Consider the following 19164-nt stretch of genomic DNA (forward strand, 5'->3'; position numbering starts at 1 on the left):
GTGCGTATTTTTTAGCAAAGGTATAGAAAAGGCCGAAAAAACGGGTGAAATAACCTTGGGACGGGGGAATAAGGAGGAGCATAGGAAGATAAAAAACGGGGGTAAGTTTGATAGTCTCACCAAAATGTAACTAATTCGGTTCTTTAAAATCGTTTTACAACCTATTTGGGATTCAATGGCTTTACGTCGTCTTTACCACCGCTATCAGCGTTTTAAGATAAAGTTGCTCCATTCATTGCATAATTTTTTTGAGCAATTTTCTTTTTACGTGGGGCTTGTTACAGCCGTTGTAATGGCCTATGACCTGGGATTTCGGCATGTCTCTAAGCCCGTTTTTTTTTCGAGTGTCTATTTGCTTTTTCTGAGCACTTTTACGGTTGCTTTTATCCTTCGTACGTTGCTGTTCCCGAGTAAAAGTAACCTGAGCAACGCGTTGCGGCTGCTCTTGATTATCGTGCTGTTATTTGTTTGTGGTTATAAATTTAATCACCTCAAACATGCCTTTGCACCGCATTCGTGGATGAACGTGGGCAGCTTGGCTATTTGTGGATTTTTGTTGCTTTTTGACGTTTCACGTAAAGTCCTTTCGCTTTACTCCCAACGCTTCAATCCCGCGCTTTCATTCATCCTTAGCTTCTTATTGTTGGCATTGGTAGGGGCGGGGTTACTTATGCTGCCTCGGGCTACGGTTCATGGCCTTAGCTTTGTTGATGCGCTGTTTACGTCGGTAAGTGCAGTATGCGTGACGGGGCTATCGACGGTGGATGTGGCTGTAGAATTTACCCGTTTGGGTAAGATTATATTGCTACTATTGATTCAACTGGGTGGGTTGGGGATGCTGTCATTTACCAGTTTCTTTGGGTATCTTTACCAAGGTGGTTTTTCGATTGAAAATCAGTTGTTTCTAAAAGATATTGCCACTTCCGACCGTATTGGGGATGTCTTTAGGACTTTGCTGAAAATTATTTTAATTACGCTGGGTATTGAGTTGGTTGGAGCTATTTTTATCTACTTTATGCTCGACGATAATGCCCTTTTTCTTACCAATGGGCAGCGATTTCGCTTTGCTTTGTTTCATAGTGTTTCGGCATTTTGTAATGCAGGTTTTTCTACCGTTCCCAATGGTCTCTTAAATGATTTTTTGCGAAATAGTGCTGGTTTTCAGTGGATTATTATTGTGCTCGTTGTGTTTGGAGGAATTGGGTTTAGCATAATTGATGACCTTTATTTATTCTTGAAACATTACCTTCGTCAGTTGTATTATTTGTTTCGTTACAAAGAAAAAATACATCATTTATCGCGCTTGCTTAGTATTAATACCCGTTTGGTTTTGTTTATGACAGTGGCATTGATTGGCTTTGGAACCTTGTCTTTTTGGTGGAGTGAAGCCAGAGGGATACTGCTGTTACAAAATAGTTTTTTTGATAAACTCACTACGTCAGTCTTTGCGGCAGTGACGCCTCGAACGGCAGGGTTTGCCTCCTTCGATATGGGACAAATCTCGCCAGCAACGGTGTTAGTGTTGTTGTTACTAATGTGGATTGGGGCATCTCCTGGCTCAACAGGTGGCGGTATCAAGACAACTACTTTTGCGGTGGCGTTGCTAAATGTATTTAGTTTAGCTCAAGGGAAAGAACATGTAGAAATGTTTAGACGTCGAATTCCGACGGAGTCAGTACGAAGGGCATTTGCGGTGATGACACTCTCGTTGCTAATCATAGGGCCAGCTATTTTGGTTATCACCGTTTTAGAGCCAGAAAAACCGCTTATTGGGGTCGCATTTGAGTGCTTTTCCGCTTTCAGTACGGCTGGTTTGAGCCTGAATCTTACCCCGTTTTTTGGGGAAGAAACTAAAATAGTGCTGATTCTCCTTATGTTTATTGGAAGAATTGGGACATTTACGCTACTCATGGCATTTTTCCGAAGAACCAAAGCGATGAAGTATCAGTACCCCAACGAAAACGTTTTTATAAACTAGAAAATCATGAAGTTTTTTGTAGTAGGTCTTGGAAATTTTGGCTCTACCCTCAGCATTCGGCTTACCGACATGGGGCACGAGGTGATTGGGGCCGATATTAGCCTCAATAAAGTCGAATCCCTCAAAAATAGAATTACGCATACCGTTTGTATGGATTGTACCGACGCAACCAACCTTCACACTGTTCCCCTGAAAGAAATGGACGTGGTAGTGGTGGCGATTGGGGAAGACTTTGCGGCTTCGGTACTGATTACGGCGTTGCTGAAACAACAAAATGTGAAAAAGCTCATCGGTAGAGCTTTCAACGATGTGCATCGAACGGTGATTGAAGCCTTGGGCGTGGACGAAATTCTTTTTCCCGAAGAAGACGCCGCCGAACGAGTTGCCAAAAAGTTAACTCTGCCTTTGGTCGATAACTCCGTGCAGATTTGTGATAATTCGTCGATGATGGAATTGTCGATTCCCCAAAAGTTTTATTACCAAAAATTATCCGAAACGGAGCTGGCGCAGGCCAAAGAGCTAAAAGTAGTAGCGTACGTGCAGGTTAAAAATGAAAAAAGCCTCTGGGGAAATACCCGAAAAATTAAAAAACTCAACCTAGATATTGATGCCGAAACCGAACTGAGGCCAGGAGATCGCCTGATTATTATCGGGAATGTGAAGGAGTTGAAGAAAATTTTAAATCGCTGATGAAATAATCGTCAAAAATTATAAAAAACGCCAACGGTTATTTTTATAATTACGCTTGCTGTGTACTTTTGTAGTGGTTAGTTTAACCCCTTCCACTTCATCAATACAACATACTAGCATGACTGCAATTTTGGAACGCGCCCTCGTCGATACCGAAGAGGTTCGCGACTCGTTAGGATTACAACGGGTCAACAAATTTCATTTCAATTTACCGCCAGCGACGTTGGTCGAACAGGCGCTCCTCAACGGCGAAGGCCACCTTACTGACACAGGGGCATTGATGGCCGATACGGGCGAGTTTACGGGACGCTCGCCGCAAGACCGCTACATCGTCAACGACGAAAAAACGTTACACTCGGTCTGGTGGAGCGACATCAATACCCCGTTTGATGCCCTAAAGTTTGATGCTTTACACAAAAAAATGCTGGACTTTTTGGAGGGTAAAACGGTGTATGTTCGTCAAGGCTACGTCTGCGATCACCCCGATTATCGTCTCAATCTGACTGTGGTCAACACCTGGGCGTGGCACAATTTGTTTTGCCATAACATGTTTTTGCGCCCTTCTCAGGAAGAATTGAGCCAGTTTGAGTCAGAGTTTACCATTATCAATATCCCCGAATTTAAAGCCGACCCCTTCGTTGACGGAACCCGCAGCGAAAATTTTGCCATTCTAAACCTGACCAAAAATGTGATTTTGATTGGGGGAACGGGCTACGCGGGTGAAATGAAAAAAGGGGTGTTTTCGGTGCTAAACTACAAATTGCCCCACGAACGCGGCACGTTGTCGATGCACTGCTCGGCCAACGTCGGCAAAGAAGGCGATACTGCTGTTTTCTTTGGCTTGTCGGGGACGGGAAAAACCACTTTATCGGCCGACCCCAACCGCTCGTTAATTGGGGACGATGAGCACGGCTGGACGGGTGACACAGTGTTTAATTTTGAAGGTGGGTGTTATGCCAAAGTCATTAACCTGACCCAAGAGCGCGAACCTGAGATTTTTAACGCGATTCGTTTTGGGACGATTGTCGAAAATACCCGCTTTCACGAAGGAACGCGCACCGTTGATTATACCAATAGCTCGGTGACGCAAAATACCCGCACTGCGTACCCCATTGACTACATCCCAAATATCATGCAGCCGTCGCGGGGAGACGCGCCTAAGAACATCTTTTTCTTGGCTACCGATTCGTTTGGCGTACTGCCACCGATTTCAAAACTGACGACAGGTCAGGCCATGTATCACTTTATTTCGGGATATACTGCCAAAATAGCAGGCACCGAAATGGGCATCAAAGAACCGCAAGCTACTTTTTCGGCTTGTTTTGGAGCGGCTTTTTTACCGCTTCATCCAACACGTTATGCTGATTTGTTGGGAAAAAAAATTAACCAACACCAAGTAAACGTTTGGCTGATTAACACGGGCTGGACGGGCGGTGGCTATGGCGAAGGTGAGCGGATGAAACTGGCCTATACGCGGGCGATGATAACGGCGGTATTAAAAGGCGATTTGGAAGCGGTAAACTACGTAAAACACCCGATTTTTGGCTTTGAAATGCCCGAAACGTGCCCAAATGTGCCTAGCGAATTGCTTAACCCACGTGCGACTTGGAAAGATGCCGTAGCTTATGACCACGCCGCTTTGCACCTTGCTGATTTGTTCCGTAGCAACTTTGCCAAATACAGTGATTATGCAAGTCCGCAAATCTTAGCGGGTGCGCCGTTGGCCTAACGATTTTCTTCCTCTTTTTTAATCCCCAAAGCCCTCAGAAATCCAGCTGAGGGCTTTTTTGTGGTACGAGAATTGTACTATACCTTGCAATAACTTTATACCTAAGAGAAAAAATGTTTGTAAAAGCCATCGAACGCGTTAGTGAGTTTACTCGACCTATTCATATTATCACCCGTTTATACAACCAAGCCGAAATCAGACCAGGCGCGGCGACCTTATTTTTTATCAATGAAAATGGCGATGCCATCACTTGCAAGCACGTAGCCGACTTGATTGTCAACGTGGGAGCTATCCAGCAGCACTATGCACGTTTTATGGCTGAGTACCGTAAAATTTTACGCGAGCCTCAGCACGACTATTTGCGGCAACGATTGGAAGACCAGTTTAATATGAAGTTGGGGACGGTCATTGGGCAAAAATTCGATTTTATCAATTGCTTTGAAAGTCTCTCTCAAATCCACGTTACGTATCACCCAAAATACGATTTAGCACTTTTGCGTTTTGAAGGAACGGGGCAAAAGTTTTTTCAACGTCCTGCCGAATTTGTTGCCGATGGATCTAGTGCGAAGCCTGGAAAGTCATTGTGCCGCTTGGGGTATCCGTTTGCCGAATACACCAACTTTCGCTATAATTCAGATTTGGACGACATTGAGTGGGTGCGAACCCATAACCAAGTTACCCCTTCGTTTCCCATTGATGGAATTGTTACCCGATATATTGCCGACGAGTCAGGAACTCCTTTTGCGATTGAAATGAGTACCCCAGGATTGGTAGGACAAAGCGGTGGCCCGTTGTTTGATACCGAAGGAACTGTTTACGGAATGCAACAATCGACTCGCCACTTGCACATGGGGTTTGACATGGTCAATCACGACGTTTGGGTAGGGGGAACCCACCGCGCCAAGATTTCTAACCACCCCTTTTTGCACGTAGGCGTTTGCATTAGCGCCGACATCATCAAGGAGTTTCTTCGCCAACATAATGTGAAGTTTTACACGAAAAAAGCCTTTAGGGAAAATTTGAATTAGGAATTAAAAATGAAGAATTAACGCGAATTTTTCAAGAAATGTGCCTTTAGGCACTACCTATTTGTAGTTACAGGGATCTATTTTCTTATTTTTAGTGGGCCGTAGGTACACAACATCGCTTACAAGTGGTGTACCTATGGTACACCAAATCGGACAAACCCTTATTGTTCTACAAATGTTAAGCCTCTATGAGGCACAAAATCAAGTACTTATCTTGAAAAGTTTGCGTAAGAATTAGGAACGGCATTCTTCGCAACGCGCCCATTTTTAATTCTTAATTCCCCTCATTTCATTCCATAATTTTCGCGAAGCAAGTATTCAAAAATGCGGCTTGGAAGGAAGCGCTTGAGCCATAACGAAGCGCGCTGGAGGAATGGCCCTGCTACGTAATAAATATTGGGCGACTTGGCGTTGATAATTTTCTCAATCGTTTGGGCAATGTACATCGGTTCGGCGGCTTCGCTTACTTCAGCCTTTACCTTGGCATTCATGTCGTCCACGTAAGCGCGGTAAGGCGAATTGGAAGGGCTATGCGCCACCAAACGGTTGGCGTTGATGTTGGTGCGGACGTCGCCAGGCAATACGCTACACGCTTCAATACCAAAAGGTTTGAGTTCGATGCTGAGGGTTTCGGTCAGGATTTCTACCGATGCTTTGCTCGCACTATAGATGCCCCGAAAAGGTAAGCCCATGCGACCTGCAATGGAGCCTACGTTGATGATAAGTCCACTGCGGCGTTGGCGCATGGCGGGCAACACGGCGCGGCAAACCCGCAAAAGTCCCCAGACGTTGGTGTCAAAAACCCGTTGAATCATTTCTTCGGGAACCTCTTCAAGGGCGCCAATAATTCCCAAGCCCGCATTGTTGATGAGGATGTCGATTTGCTGTTCACGTTGCAGAACGTGGGCGATGGCGTTTTGCACCGAAGCATCGTCGGTGACGTCCATCACAACCGTTTGAAAAGAAACGACCTCGTTGAAGGGTTTTCGGCTAGTGCCATACACGCGATGCCCTAGTTTTGTTAAGTACTCGGCGGTAGTGCGACCTATTCCCGTCGAAGCTCCAGTAATGAGAATAACTTTAGACATGTATTAACAACCCATCTATTTCTTAATTTGGTTCAGTTCTTCGTGCATTTGATTCACTAAATACCGAAGATGGTCAAGCGAAACGGTAGGCTCGGGCAAAACTGTGCTAAAAAATGCCTTGATTTCCCACACTTCCAGTACATCCTTGATGGGCACTTCAAAGGTAGGAATGTTTACTTTATCTGAACTCAACAAAAGTGTTCCTTTGATTTTTACTTGGTTATAAACCCGTCGGCAGACCACCCCTAAGTTGCGCGCTACCAAGACGTACATTTTACCGTCGGCGATGTCGTACCAATTGCTGATTTGTTGACCCACCAAAAACGAATTGACGTACGAAAAATCGTCGCCTGCTTCAAAAGCACGGTAACTGCCGCTGGGCAAAAGGGGAAATTCAAAAGAAGGAAGACGTTTGACGTAATCGTTTTGCGAAAATTTGTCGATGTACTCCTTCATTTGCGACTGCCGAACGTAAGGAATCGCCTGGGGGTTTGGCTTGTCGTACGCACTCGGTGTTTGGACAATGGTAGCCGAACCGCCGTCGTAATTGTTGTTGAACGTCGTCGTTGGGGCATAACTCGGTACAACAGGCGGCGGTGCAATGGGCGCCGAGTAACTGGGCGGGCTCGGTGGTTTGGGAGGCTCAATCACAGGCGGCGCTACGGCAGCGGGTGGGCTTACAGGCACAGGCTGTGGGCGCGGCTGCGTGGATGTAGGCGGTACATAAAACTGGTCAAAAATGCTCGAAAGTGTCTGTGGCTCTTTTTCTTGAGGCTCCGATACCAACGACGAAACCGCTGGTTTGTCGATGGGAATAAGGCTCGGTGTTTCACGGATTTTCCGAAGGTCTTTTTTTAGCAAATCGTCAACAGAAACATTGAACAACTTCGACATTACCTTCAAAACGTCGATGTTGGGATTGGCGCGTTGTTCCTCATAAGCGCCCACAGAAGCCCGTTTTATGCCAATTCTACGGGCAAATTGGTCTTGCGTCATTCCGTGCAATTTCCGCAAGTATTTCATGTTGTCGCTGACAATGCTCATGGCGATTTTGATAAAAATTTTAGTAAAAGTAGATAAATTTCTGTTTTACTAAAAATATGTAATTATCCTGCTAGAAAATTGTATTTTTGTACTTACCCAACGCTGACTTAACCTAACCTTTTTGACCAAAAACCTATGATAGTACAAGAACCAGTAGTCCACGCGGACTGTAAGCGTATTTTTGAAAAACAGCGGCGCAAAGCTGCCTACATTGCCCTCACAGACGCCAATGAGCGGAAAGAAAAACTCCAAAAGATTCAGGCGTATTTGATGGAACACCAAGCCGAAGTGGAAAAAGTCATGTACGATGACTTCCGAAAACCAGCTTCTGAAGTGCTTTTGGGGGAAGTTTATAGCATTACGTCGGAGATAAAATTTGCCTGCAAAAACCTGAAACGTTGGATGGCGCCACAACGGCTTTCGACGCCCATGGGGATGATAGGCACCGTAAGCTACATCAAACACGAGCCCAAGGGAAATGTACTCATTATTTCTCCTTGGAACTACCCGCTTTCGTTGGCTATTAAGCCGTTGGTATCGGCCATTGCGGCGGGAAATGTTGCCATCATCAAGCCGTCAGAAATGACGCCCAATACCTCGGGATTTATCAAAAAAATGATTGGTGAATTGTTTGATGAAAACGAAGTGGCGGTAGTAGAAGGCGATGCGACTGTCGCCACGGAGCTGTTGAAACTACCATTTAATCATATCTTTTTTACGGGAGCGCCTTCCATTGGTAAAATAGTGATGCGCGCGGCGGCGGAGCATTTGGCTTCGGTGACGCTGGAGCTGGGAGGAAAGTCGCCTAATATCATCGACGAAACGGCAGATATTCAGAAAGCGGCTGAAATGACGGCTTGGAGTAAATGTTTGAACAACGGTCAAACCTGCATTGCGGCTGATTACGTGATGATTCATGAGTCGAAAAAAGACGCATTTGTCAATGCCTATCGCGAAGTTGTCAAAAAGATGTACACCTCAGACGGCTACAAAGTGGAAGCCTCCGATAGCTACGCCCGCATTGTAAACCAACGTCATTTTCAGCGCATTAAAGGGTATCTGAACGACGCCGTAGAAAAGGGCGCTAAAATTGAAGTAGGAGGGGCGACCATTGCTGACCAAAACTTTATTGAACCAACGCTCCTTACCCATGTCAACGACGGCATGAAAGTGATGCAAGAGGAGATTTTTGGGCCTGTGCTACCCGTACTGACCTACCGCGATAAAGAGGAGGTGATTGGGTACGTTAACAGCAAAGAAAAACCGCTGGCTTTGTACATTCACAGTAACAGTCAACGGAGCATCGATTATTTTCTGAATAATACCACGGCGGGCGATACGGTCATCAACGACATGATGTTGCAGTTTAGCAACGCCGAAGTACCTTTTGGGGGCGTAAACAACAGCGGAATTGGAAAGTCGAATGGTTTTTTCGGGTTTCAAGAAATGAGCAACCTGCGGGGAGTAACCAAACGACAATTTGGAACGATGAAGTTTATTTATCCGCCTTATACCGACAAAGTCAAGAAGCTTATTGAGCTATTCATTAAGTATTTTTAGGGGATTATTTTTTCGGAAAAAGACGTATTTGTTACGCTAAATAAGTGGATGCCCCGTTTCGGGGCATTTTACGTATATATATGCCAATGGTCTCGCTGGGTTTTGGTATTTTTGGAGGTTAAGATAAAACTCCAAAATCGCGAACAGAAATCAATGAAAAAAATGCTACTGATAGGGCTGGCTGTGCTGTGGAGACTAAGTGTTTTTGCGCAGATAACAGCCTCGTATCAGGGAGATTCGTGGAAAGAAATACTGCGCAATAAACAAGGAACAGTCACGTCGCTTTGGAATGGCATCGACCCGTTTGTGTTTAAGGCTTCGGATGGGCGGTTGATGGGTGTGGAGTACGAAGTGATGGAAGCATTTGTGCGTTTTACCGAAAAAAAATACGGGGTAAAATTGGCCGTGAACTGGGTGGAAAATCCCGATTTTCAGCAGATGATAGCGGCCATCAAAAACAGCAAACAAGCAGGGGTTTTTGCGTGGGGTTACATCTCAATCACCGCCGAACGGGCCAAGTTTCTTCAATTTACCCCGCCCTACATGCCCGATCTCAACGTGCTCGTGACGCACGCCAATCGAGCATTGTACAAATCACCCGAAGCGTTTTTAGACGGTGCCAAACAGATGCACAGCTTTGCGATGGACAACACCACCATGGCCGAAGATCTTGCCAAACTTCGCTCACGAATTCCTCAGGTGGCGACAACGTTCAAAAACAACGATTACGAAATTGCCGAGGCGATTTCCCAAGATGAAAAAGCGTTTGGGTATCTGCCATTGTCGATATACATTGTGGCGCTCCAGCGTGGCCTCAAAGTCAAACGCCAGCCTGTTTGGGCCGTAAAACGTCCAGGTTTTGCGGGTATTTATCCCATGAAAAGTGATTGGAAAGAGCCCGTCGATGCGTACTTTGAAAGTGCTGATTTTCAGCGTGATTTTGAGCAAATCGCCCGTCAGTATTTGGGGGCGCACATGTGGAAATTGGTGTTTCTGAACGTGATGAACGATTCGATGCGAAATCAAAACGATTTGGAGTTATTACAAATTGAGAAAGACTTGTTTGCTGCACGCGTCATCGAAGCTGCGCAAGAATCGGAGTTTCAGCGTGACCTGCGGAATATTCTTTTGCTCACGGGTGTGTTCGCGTTGGTATTGATGTTTATTTTTTACCTTCGTTATCGCAGTAAAAAGCACTATTCGGAAGTGTTGAGAACGCAAAACGAGTTGATTCTGTCCCAAAAAAGCGAGATAGAGCGTATCAATCGGGATTTACAACTACGGGTGTTACAGTCGCAAACGACCCCTCATTTTGTCTTCAATGCACTGCATACATTTCGGTATTTTGTAAGCCTCAACGAACGAAAAAGTACACTTGCGTACCTGACGGCGCTATCGGAATGTATGAATAATTTGTTGCAGCAGTCCGAAACAACTTTTTGTACGGTAGCAGAAGAATGTCAGTTGTTGACGCAGTGCTTGCAATTGGAAAAAATCCGTTACGCCGACAAGTTTGGCTTTGAAGTGCAGTATGACCAAGCCGTCAAAGACTGGCAGATTCCTACGTTGTTGATATACCCGTTGATTGAAACTGCTTTGCACCGAAGTATTTTGGTTAGAAAAGACAATGAGGGGTTTCTGCAAGTTGGCTTTGACTATAAAAATGGATACATTGTGGGGAGTATTGAAGTAAATGCGCCAACAGGAGAGCCTTTATTGGGAATCAGCAATAAACCAGAGACGGACAACGCTTCATTGAGCCTGATGTGGCAACGCATAGAGCTTTACAACGCAGCCCAAGCAGGTACGATTACGGTTTCGACGTCTGTCCCTGACCGTTACGAAATCCGTTATCGTGTTTTAAAATCATAACGTATGTTGAAAGCGCTTTCGGAATCGTTAAATGCCAAGAAAAATGCCCTCTCACGGACGTTGACCCGTTGGGTTCGTCCCTTGTGGCGTTGGGTGTCGAGACAAGGCATTACCGACGAACTTTCCGAAGACCGTAAAAACAAAGTGATTCTGACCAACCGCTTGGCCGCAACGGTAAGTTTGGTGCTCATTGGGCCGTTGTTCAACTATATTCAAGTATTAGATGTCTTCATTCTGCATTTTTTAGCGATTCTGAGCTATTTAATGCCCCTGCTTATCAATCGTTTGGGTTGGTACTCGACGGCGCGGTGGTGGTTTGTCATTACGCCCCCTGTGTTTAATTTGATAGGTGCTGGATTGCTAACGGAAGGCCCTGCATCGGCGGCCAAAATTTCGTTTATGGCCATGATTATCCTGCCTATTTTGCTTTTTCAAATCACTGAGTGGTTTCAAATGCTGCTTGGGCTTGGGTGGGTATTTCTGACGGTGTTGTCGTTTGACTACGTGACAGACTTAGTTCCACGGTCGGCCTGGATTGCCAATGATGCCCATTACGACAACCCACACGTAGCGCACATGGGTATCATTCGGGGCATGGTTATGCTGACGGTAGCTTTTATTTATCTTCAATTGGTCAATCGTGGCAATCAACAAAAGCTGACAAAAGCGTTGGACGAAACCGACCGTCAGCGAGCAATTTTGGACGATACCAACGCGCTGCTTCGCCAACAAAACGAAGAAATTGAGCGCCAACGCTTGGACATTGAGCACATCAACCACGACCTGCGTTTACAGGCATTGAAAGCCCAAATGGATCCGCATTTTTTGTTCAATGCGCTGGGGTCGATTCAGCATTTTATCCTCAAACAAGAGACCAAAGAATCGCTGAATTATTTGGCAAAATTCTCAAAACTGATTCGCCAGATGTTGGAAAACTCGGTGAACGACCGCGTGGCGCTGGCCGACGAAACGCGGGCATTGTCGTATTATATTGATTTAGAACGACTTCGATTTGAAAATAAATTTGAGTACCACATCGACATCGACGAAACCATCGATGCCGAGCGGACGGAGATTCCGCCGATGTTGCTCCAACCCTATATCGAGAACGCCATCTTGCACGGGCTTCGTCCGAAAGAAGAGGGTGGAGGTCAACTTAAAGTGGTTATCCTGAGACAGTTTGATGATTTGTTGTGCATCATTGAAGATAATGGCATTGGTCGCGAGGCCGCTGCCTACATCAACTCCCACCGCCGTCGCTCGCACATTTCGCGCGGTACTTCCTTTACCGATAGTCGGATTCGCCTGCTCAATGCCAACCGTACCCAGGCCGTTAGTGCCATTACCATCGACTTGATGGACGAGCAGGGAAACCCCCGAGGCACGCGCGTAGAGCTTAAAATTCCGCTCTGATTGCAGTATCATTTGGCCAAAAATGCCTTCTTAGGGTAAATATTAATCTAAGAACGCATGAAAGTAAAAAGTTTGTTGGCTTCTTTATTGTTCTGTACTTCACTCTCGTACGCCCAATCTGAAGACAATACCCTGACGAAAAAGGAAAAGACCGAAGGATGGAAACTCCTTTGGGACGGAAAAACCAACGCTGGCTGGAAAAGCACGAAAGCCGACGGTTTTCCTGCTACAGGTTGGTCAACGGAAGGTGGCGTGTTGAAAGTCGTAAAAAGTGCCCGAGGAGGCGATATTATTACGACGAATAAGTACAAAAACTTTGTCCTAAAAATAGACTTCAAACTGACGGAAGGTGCCAACAGCGGCATCAAGTACTTCGTAAATTCGTCGGGCATTGGTTGCGAATACCAAGTGTTGGATGACGACAAACACCCCGATGCCAAAGCTGGCGTAGAGGGCAACCGTACCTTGGGTTCTTTGTACGACTTGATTACTGCCGACCCCAAAAAACCACTTAAAAAGGACGACTTCAATACGGCCATGATTGTCGTGAACAACAACCACGTAGAACACTGGCTCAATGGCGTGAAAATAGTGGAATACGACCGCAACAACCAGATGTGGCGGGCGTTGGTCAACTACAGCAAGTACAAAAAGTACGCCGATTTTGGCAATGCTACCGAAGCGCCAATTTTACTCCAAGACCACGGAGACGAGGTGTGGTTTAAAAACATTAAAATTTTAGAAAAAAAATAATCGTTACCAAATGACAACCAGAAGGGATTTTATAAAAAAAGCAGGGGTTGCGGGTTCGGGCCTAGCTTTGGGGCAATTGAGCCCAAGCATCATGACAAACCCAGCACGAAAAGGCGAAAAAGTCAAATTGGCTTGCATTGGAATCGGCTTCCGTGGGGGTGAAATCATCAAAGAACTCAACAAAACGGGTTTGGCTGAGATTGTGGCACTTTGCGACATCGACATGGGCGCCAAGCATACGCAAGAGATTGCGGCCATGTTCCCCAATGCGAAACAGTTCCAAGATTTCCGTAAAATGTTTGACAGCATGGGAAATCAGATTGAGGCGGTTTCTATCGGAATTCCTGATTTTGCCCACTACGTAGTGGCCGTCCACGCGATGTCGTTGGGCAAGCACGTCTATGTTGAAAAACCAATGGCGCGGACCTTCCACGAATCGGAGTTGTTGATGAAGTTGGCCAAGAAAAACCCAAAAGTGGTGACCCAAATGGGAAACCAAGGGCACTCGGAGGCAAACTATTTCCAGTTTAAAGCGTGGAAAGATGCGGGTATCATCAAAGACGTAACCAAAATTACGGCCCACATGAACTCGGCCCGCAGATGGCACGGTTGGGATCCTAAGATTTCAAAATACCCCGAGGCTCAGCCCATTCCGTCAACGTTGGATTGGGATACGTGGCATTTGAACACGATGTACCACGATTTTAACGAAAAATACCACTACGGTAACTGGCGCTGCTGGTACGATTTCGGGATGGGTGCTTTGGGCGACTGGGGCGCGCACATCTTGGATACGGCGCACCAATTCCTCGATCTTGGATTGCCAAACGAAGTGACTGCGGTGAAGTTGGACGGACACAATGATTTCTTCTTCCCAATGTCATCGACGCTTTTGTTCCGCTTCCCCGAGCGAAAAGGAATGCCAGCCGTGGACGTAACTTGGTACGACGGCGTTAACAACCAACCTCCGTTGCCCGACGGATACGGTTTGTCAGAACTTGACCCGAATATTCCTGTGGTGGCAGGCCAGAAAATTAAGGCCGCGACCTTGAATCCAGGTAAGATTATTTATTCAAAAGACCTCATTTTCAAGGGCGGCTCGCACGGAAGCACGTTGAGTATTATTCCCAAAGAAAAAGCGTTAGAAATGCAGTCGAAACTGCCTGTAGTGCCAGCTAGTCCATCCAACCACTTCAAAAACTTCTTGTTGGCGTGCCAAGGAGAAGAAAAAACGCGTTCGCCGTTTGAAATTGCAGGGCCGTTATGTCAAGTGTTTGCGTTAGGTGTAATGGCGCAGCGTCTGAACACGAAACTGTTGTTTGACCGTACGACAAAAACCATTACCAATCATTCTTTTGCCAACGCGATGCTGACAGGTATTCCGCCGCGCAAAGGCTGGGAGGATTATTATCGGATATAAGCGTGGAGTTTACCTTCCCGAAAGTTTTGAACTTTCGGGAAGGTGTTATCTTATCTTAGGGCACTTTGTTCGCCCACGTTGTTTGCGCGAAGCGGGCCGAAATTGAAGCTGATTTTTCGTGACCAAATACCCTCCTTTTCCGTTTCGCGTCCTAATTTCTCCCCCTTCTTTCATCGGAATAAAATCCAACGACGGCAAAAACGCAAAGTCATTAATCGGCTGAGGATGAATGTCGAATAGCGGATTGCCTGGAAAATGGTACGTCTCAAATTCGTAGTCAAACAAGAAAATCGTAATAAACCCATCGGGGCTGTACTTGAGGCTGATGTCTTGGGTAGGTTTCAGTTTAAACGCCTGTTGAAAATCGGCGCGGCGGAAAAACTGGTCTTTAAAATGGTCGTGGTGAAGCTTGGCGCGATTGTACAAATAAATCGTGTTTGACGAATCGTAGGTAATGGCAATGTCGATGTAGTGCTTTGAAAAATCTTTGCGTGTGTCTTTGGCAAACAAAACCCCCATGTTGTTGATGGCATTTTTGCTTAAATACAATTGATAATGCGCAATGGCCGATGACTCCTCGTTGCGGTTTTTGAAGACATTCCCAATGTTGACATTGTACGCCTTTTTGGTGGAATCAATTTCCAGACCTTTTTCAAAATCTTTGAGCGATAAGTCGGAAAACTTGGCTTCTTCGGCTTGGTCGCGGTTGTGGCGTTCACGCAACGACATATACGACTGAACAATCCCACGGTTGTTGTACAACATCGGCAATTGCTTTTTTCGCAAAAGGCTATCGTAGAGTACCTTCGCGCGGTCGATGTCGTCGATGTTTAGGTACGAAACGCCCAAACCGTTGCTCGCGTTGATATTGCTTGGGTCGAGGGCGTGGGCTTGGGTGAAGTCGTCGAGGGCCTGCTGGTACTCGTTGCATTTGAGATAAATATTCCCCCGATTGACGAGCATCCGAACGCTGATTTCGGGGTTGGCTCGAATGGCCCTTTCCAGCCATTTTAAGGAAGTCAAAAAATACCCTTCGATGCGGCAATACTCGCTCATGGCCAAGCAGGGAAGTAGTCCTTTCCCCGAAAGTTGCACTGCCGTTTGAACGTCATCTTTTGCCAAGGCTGTTTGGTGAGAATAGAGCCGACAAAACGCCCGTGCGGCAAAAAAATCGGCATGGTGGGGATTTTTGGCATTCAAAATTTCACCCGCTTGCTCAAAACAACAGACCGCTTCGCTATAATTTTGGAGACGATAATAAATAATGCCTAAACCGAGCCAAGCGTGCTTTTGGGTCGAATCTAAATCCAGCGCCCGTTCGTACGCTTTTTGGGCTTGGCGTTGCCCGTTGGTGCCGACGTACGCATTGCCCAAACTTAGCCACGCTTCGGCCGAAAAATCATTGAGCCGACAAGCCGCGTCGTACTCCAATACCGCTTCCTGGTACTTACGTTGGCGATACAGCGCGTGGCCTAAACCCAGCCTTGCCGCAAAGCGATAATAAGGGTCTTTGGTGGTAAGGTATTCGCGGTAAAGCGCCTCCGCTGTGGTGTATTCGGCCAAGGCCAGCGAGCTATTCCCGCGTTGTACCAAAAAACGAGGCCCGCTTGGGTGCTTGCCCACGCGCGTTGCGAGTTTGTCGGCTTTTTCGTAGAGGCGTTCTGCTTGTTTGTAGTCGCCAAGTTTAAATTGAATATTGGCGGCTAGTTCGTGAAATTCGGCCGCTTTGGCAAAACCAATTCGCTTGCTCCAATCTTGTGACTGTTGCAAATCACCCAATTTGTAATGGGCCAGTGCAATGTTAAAAATAAGTGTATCGTTAGGAGGTGCGTGTTCCCACGTGGCCAAGCCCTGTTGAATATCGCCTTTCTGCGCTTCCCAAACGCCCTTATTGTGCAAATAACGCTTCCCAGCTCCTGTCTGCGTCAGTAGTTGCAGGGCGGTGTCGTATTCTTTTAATACGCCAGTAACGAGTGCGAGATTATACAGTAAGGTGTCGTTGTTGGCATCGTATTCTTGGGCTTGTAGAAACATTGACTGCGCACTTTGGTACCGCTGATTGTAAGCGTACTGAATGCCACCATTGTTGAGTTGAGGAAACCGCTTGGGGTTCTGAGGAACGTTTTTTTTGGGAGGAGCTACCGCAATTTTCTTGGTTGAATGCGCTGACGACCCCGTATTAGAAGAATCTACCACGCACGCTTGAGACCGTGTGCCAAGTACAAATTCAACTATAAAAAGGAGTAAAGTAAACCTAAAAGTCAGCATCTCCATACCAATCGTCAATGTAACTAACTTAATTTCATTTACACGAACCATGCCATGATTAGCCACTTGAGGGAAAAAAATGAGCAATAAGGCGTCAAAAACAGCTGTTTTGGTCCTTTGGTGTAGAATGTGTAAGTAAAGTTAACGCTAAGTTTTGACTTTAGCGCCTATTTAGCTACATCGACGATGAAAAAAGGGGAAATACTAGGCTTAATACATAATTTCATTTTTTACCCGCAGAAGCGCGCAGAATAATACAAACGCAGATAAACGACTTAATGAAGCTATTTTCGTCAGCGAATATCTGCGGCTCTTAATCTGCGGGTAAAACGTAAAAAAAGTAACAAACAATGTACCTAATTCGGCATAATTAAAAATGTCGATTTTCCTTTCTGAGGCAGTGCTTTGTGCGAAAGTATCAATCGACGCACGGGGCGATTGTCCCATTTGGTTTTGAAACTGACGTATTCCATTCCGTCGGTAGAAGGCAGGTCAGTTGATACATCCCAGAGCTTGCTATCGTATTGAATAACAAAGATTTGTCCTTTGGGAGTAGTCAATTTGATTTTGCCAAGAGTGGTTAAATCCGTGTCGCAAACCGTCATAAAAACTTGCTGGAGCGAAGTGGGTTTTTGAGCCAACGTAAAATCATCGTTTATTTCGACACTATTTTTTACGCGATTGAGCTTCACCGAACGATTCCATGTCTGAATTCCCGCTTCTTTGGTGTAGCTAGGCGCAATGTCCATCGACAAAGTTGCTTCTTTTTCGTTGATGGTACTTTTGACGTTATGCGCCTCGTAAGTTCGCCCTGCGAGTTGCCCTAGTCCGTTGACAATCGGCAAGTTATGGTACTGAGATTGGGTAAACCAAAGCTCGTACCGCTTCGACGAAAAAGTGCGGGCGGTGTAGTTACCGCGACCTGCGTCGATGATCACAGGTTCGCCGTTGGCATAAAGTAGAAAATCGCCCACGTCGTTGTGGTTGTGGCTTTCGGCATTGTGCCCGCCGTGGGTAGCCAAGTACAGACCGTTGGAACTACGGGCCGTTAGTACTTGAATATCGCCGAGCCAAGCGTCTTTGACGGGTTGATACGTCGCTTTGGTAGAAGGTAATTCTTTGATGGTGAGTAAATTCTGGATGCGGCGCATACGGTGAAAGCCGTTGTTAGACACCGCCAATGGGTATTTTTCAGTTGCCCACAGGCCAAACTGCATCAATTGCGGGTCGTTGATTTTTTTGCCAAAACGATACAACATAATGCCGTCGGGCTTGAGCTTGGGGTCGGCATCGGCAAAGTTGACAAAGTAATCGTCCGCAATGTGGGTTTTGAACACGTAAGACGCCATTTTTTGAATAAGCGGCTGTTGGTACGCACTTACTTTGTTTTGAGTCGCGGATTCGAGCAATTCAAGGCAGTCAAACACACAAGCTCCCGCCGCAAACCAATAACTTGGGCCTTCGTCGCAGCCGCCATCCTCACCGAGGCCGTTGAGGTATAAATCCAATCCGAGCATGGCCGCATGGAGTTGTTCGGCGCGGCGTTTTTCGTCTTTTTCTAACAACAGCGTCGCCGTCATCCAGTTGGACATAATCCACGGATTCCAGTTGTTTACGGCATTTTTCTTGCTCATCCAGCCGTATCGGTCGGGGTTTTGAATCATGGGTACAAACAACCGCCGATTGGTTTCAAAGTAAATTCGCTTGCGAATGAGTTTATTAATTTTATCTAATTTTTTACCCACAAAATAGTCGGCGAAAGAAAGCACGGCTGCCGTTTCGGCCGCAAACAAATCCACGACGGGGTCTTCGACGTTGGGCAGACCTGTACCGCTGATGTGGGCAGGAACACCCCAAAAACTTTCCTCACAAATGGACCAAACGCCGTTGAAAATGGCTTCCGTAAATCGGCCTTTGTCTTCCACGCTCTCAGCCAAAATAAGGTCAATGAGGGCGTTTCGTTTTCCGTATGAAAGTTTGCCGTGGCGTTCGCGGTCGCCTGAGCGTACAAAATCCATCGAAACACTGGCTGGAATGGCTTCAAATTTGTAGTTCAACACAGCTTCTCCCGCTTTTATCACCCGTGCTGTCACACTATCGGGAAGCTGGGATTGCCATTCGGCGGCGGTTTTGGGGTAGGGTTTAAATTGGGCTTGGGGAAGAAGCGACTGCTTGACGGCTTCAAGCGAATAGGCCGTACCGAGCAGGTTTCGTTGGGTCACTTGGGCGCTGGCGATGGCCGCCCAACCGATTAAAAGGGTGGTGAAAAGGTGTTTCATTGGTCGTTTGATTGTAGCGACGTTGCAACGCAACGTCGCTAT

The 19164-nt window shown here is 46.3% G+C and carries 13 protein-coding genes; 9 read left to right on the plus strand and 4 right to left on the minus strand.

Going from position 1 to position 19164, the window contains the following annotated elements; genetic code table 11:
• Positions 1-175 precede the first annotated feature (175 nt).
• The 4 genes from DTQ70_RS01370 to DTQ70_RS01385 all read left to right on the plus strand — a co-directional run bounded on the left by DTQ70_RS01370 (position 176) and on the right by DTQ70_RS01385 (position 5425).
• The gene (locus DTQ70_RS01370; RefSeq protein WP_122929142.1) at positions 176-1978 is read left to right on the plus strand and encodes a TrkH family potassium uptake protein; all 1803 of its coding nucleotides are present in this window, start codon (positions 176-178) and stop codon (positions 1976-1978) included.
• A gap of 6 nt (positions 1979-1984) precedes the next feature.
• Positions 1985-2668 carry a TrkA family potassium uptake protein gene (locus DTQ70_RS01375; RefSeq protein ID WP_122929143.1) on the plus strand — a complete coding sequence of 228 codons (684 nt, stop codon included), beginning with the start codon at positions 1985-1987 and terminating at the stop codon, positions 2666-2668.
• Between the two features lie 118 nt (positions 2669-2786).
• Positions 2787-4397 carry a phosphoenolpyruvate carboxykinase (ATP) gene (gene pckA / locus DTQ70_RS01380; protein ID WP_122929144.1) on the plus strand — a complete coding sequence of 537 codons (1611 nt, stop codon included), beginning with the start codon at positions 2787-2789 and terminating at the stop codon, positions 4395-4397.
• 113 nt (positions 4398-4510) lie between these two features.
• The gene (locus tag DTQ70_RS01385) at positions 4511-5425 is read left to right on the plus strand and encodes a serine protease (RefSeq protein WP_122929145.1); all 915 of its coding nucleotides are present in this window, start codon (positions 4511-4513) and stop codon (positions 5423-5425) included.
• Between the two features lie 284 nt (positions 5426-5709).
• Here the strand turns inward: DTQ70_RS01385 and DTQ70_RS01390 are convergent, their stop codons facing one another.
• Complete coding sequence (locus DTQ70_RS01390) at positions 5710-6513, minus strand: SDR family oxidoreductase (RefSeq protein WP_122929146.1); 804 nt, start codon at positions 6511-6513, stop codon at positions 5710-5712.
• 15 nt (positions 6514-6528) lie between these two features.
• Complete coding sequence (locus DTQ70_RS01395; protein ID WP_122929147.1) at positions 6529-7557, minus strand: helix-turn-helix transcriptional regulator; 1029 nt, start codon at positions 7555-7557, stop codon at positions 6529-6531.
• 135 nt (positions 7558-7692) lie between these two features.
• On the opposite strand from DTQ70_RS01395, the gene DTQ70_RS01400 reads away from it, so the two are divergent.
• The 5 genes from DTQ70_RS01400 (at position 7693) to DTQ70_RS01420 (ending at position 14575) form a co-directional block, all read left to right on the plus strand.
• Positions 7693-9117 carry an aldehyde dehydrogenase family protein gene (locus DTQ70_RS01400; RefSeq protein WP_122929148.1) on the plus strand — a complete coding sequence of 475 codons (1425 nt, stop codon included), beginning with the start codon at positions 7693-7695 and terminating at the stop codon, positions 9115-9117.
• A gap of 153 nt (positions 9118-9270) precedes the next feature.
• On the plus strand, positions 9271-10989 hold the full coding sequence (locus tag DTQ70_RS01405; RefSeq protein ID WP_164489801.1) for a histidine kinase: 1719 nt from the start codon (positions 9271-9273) through the stop codon (positions 10987-10989).
• A 3-nt stretch (positions 10990-10992) separates the two neighbouring features.
• On the plus strand, positions 10993-12402 hold the full coding sequence (locus tag DTQ70_RS01410) for a sensor histidine kinase (RefSeq protein WP_122929150.1): 1410 nt from the start codon (positions 10993-10995) through the stop codon (positions 12400-12402).
• A gap of 57 nt (positions 12403-12459) precedes the next feature.
• A complete protein-coding gene (locus tag DTQ70_RS01415) occupies positions 12460-13155 on the plus strand; it encodes a DUF1080 domain-containing protein (RefSeq protein ID WP_122929151.1) in 696 nt (231 codons plus the stop codon).
• Positions 13156-13165: 10 nt separating this feature from the next.
• Entirely contained in the window at positions 13166-14575 is a 1410-nt protein-coding gene (locus DTQ70_RS01420) for a Gfo/Idh/MocA family oxidoreductase (RefSeq protein WP_122929152.1), read from the plus strand.
• Positions 14576-14620: 45 nt separating this feature from the next.
• Here DTQ70_RS01420 and DTQ70_RS01425 read toward each other — a convergent pair whose 3' ends face one another.
• Together DTQ70_RS01425 and DTQ70_RS01430 are read right to left on the minus strand one after the other, a co-directional pair.
• Complete coding sequence (locus tag DTQ70_RS01425) at positions 14621-16894, minus strand: tetratricopeptide repeat protein (RefSeq protein WP_122929153.1); 2274 nt, start codon at positions 16892-16894, stop codon at positions 14621-14623.
• Between the two features lie 305 nt (positions 16895-17199).
• Positions 17200-19122, minus strand: a complete 1923-nt coding sequence (locus DTQ70_RS01430) for a heparinase II/III family protein (RefSeq protein WP_122929154.1) — start codon at positions 19120-19122, stop codon at positions 17200-17202.
• Positions 19123-19164: the final 42 nt, after the last annotated feature.

Origin of the sequence: Runella sp. SP2 (assembly GCF_003711225.1) — a bacterium.
In the GTDB taxonomy this organism is placed as follows: Bacteria; Bacteroidota; Bacteroidia; order Cytophagales; family Spirosomataceae; genus Runella.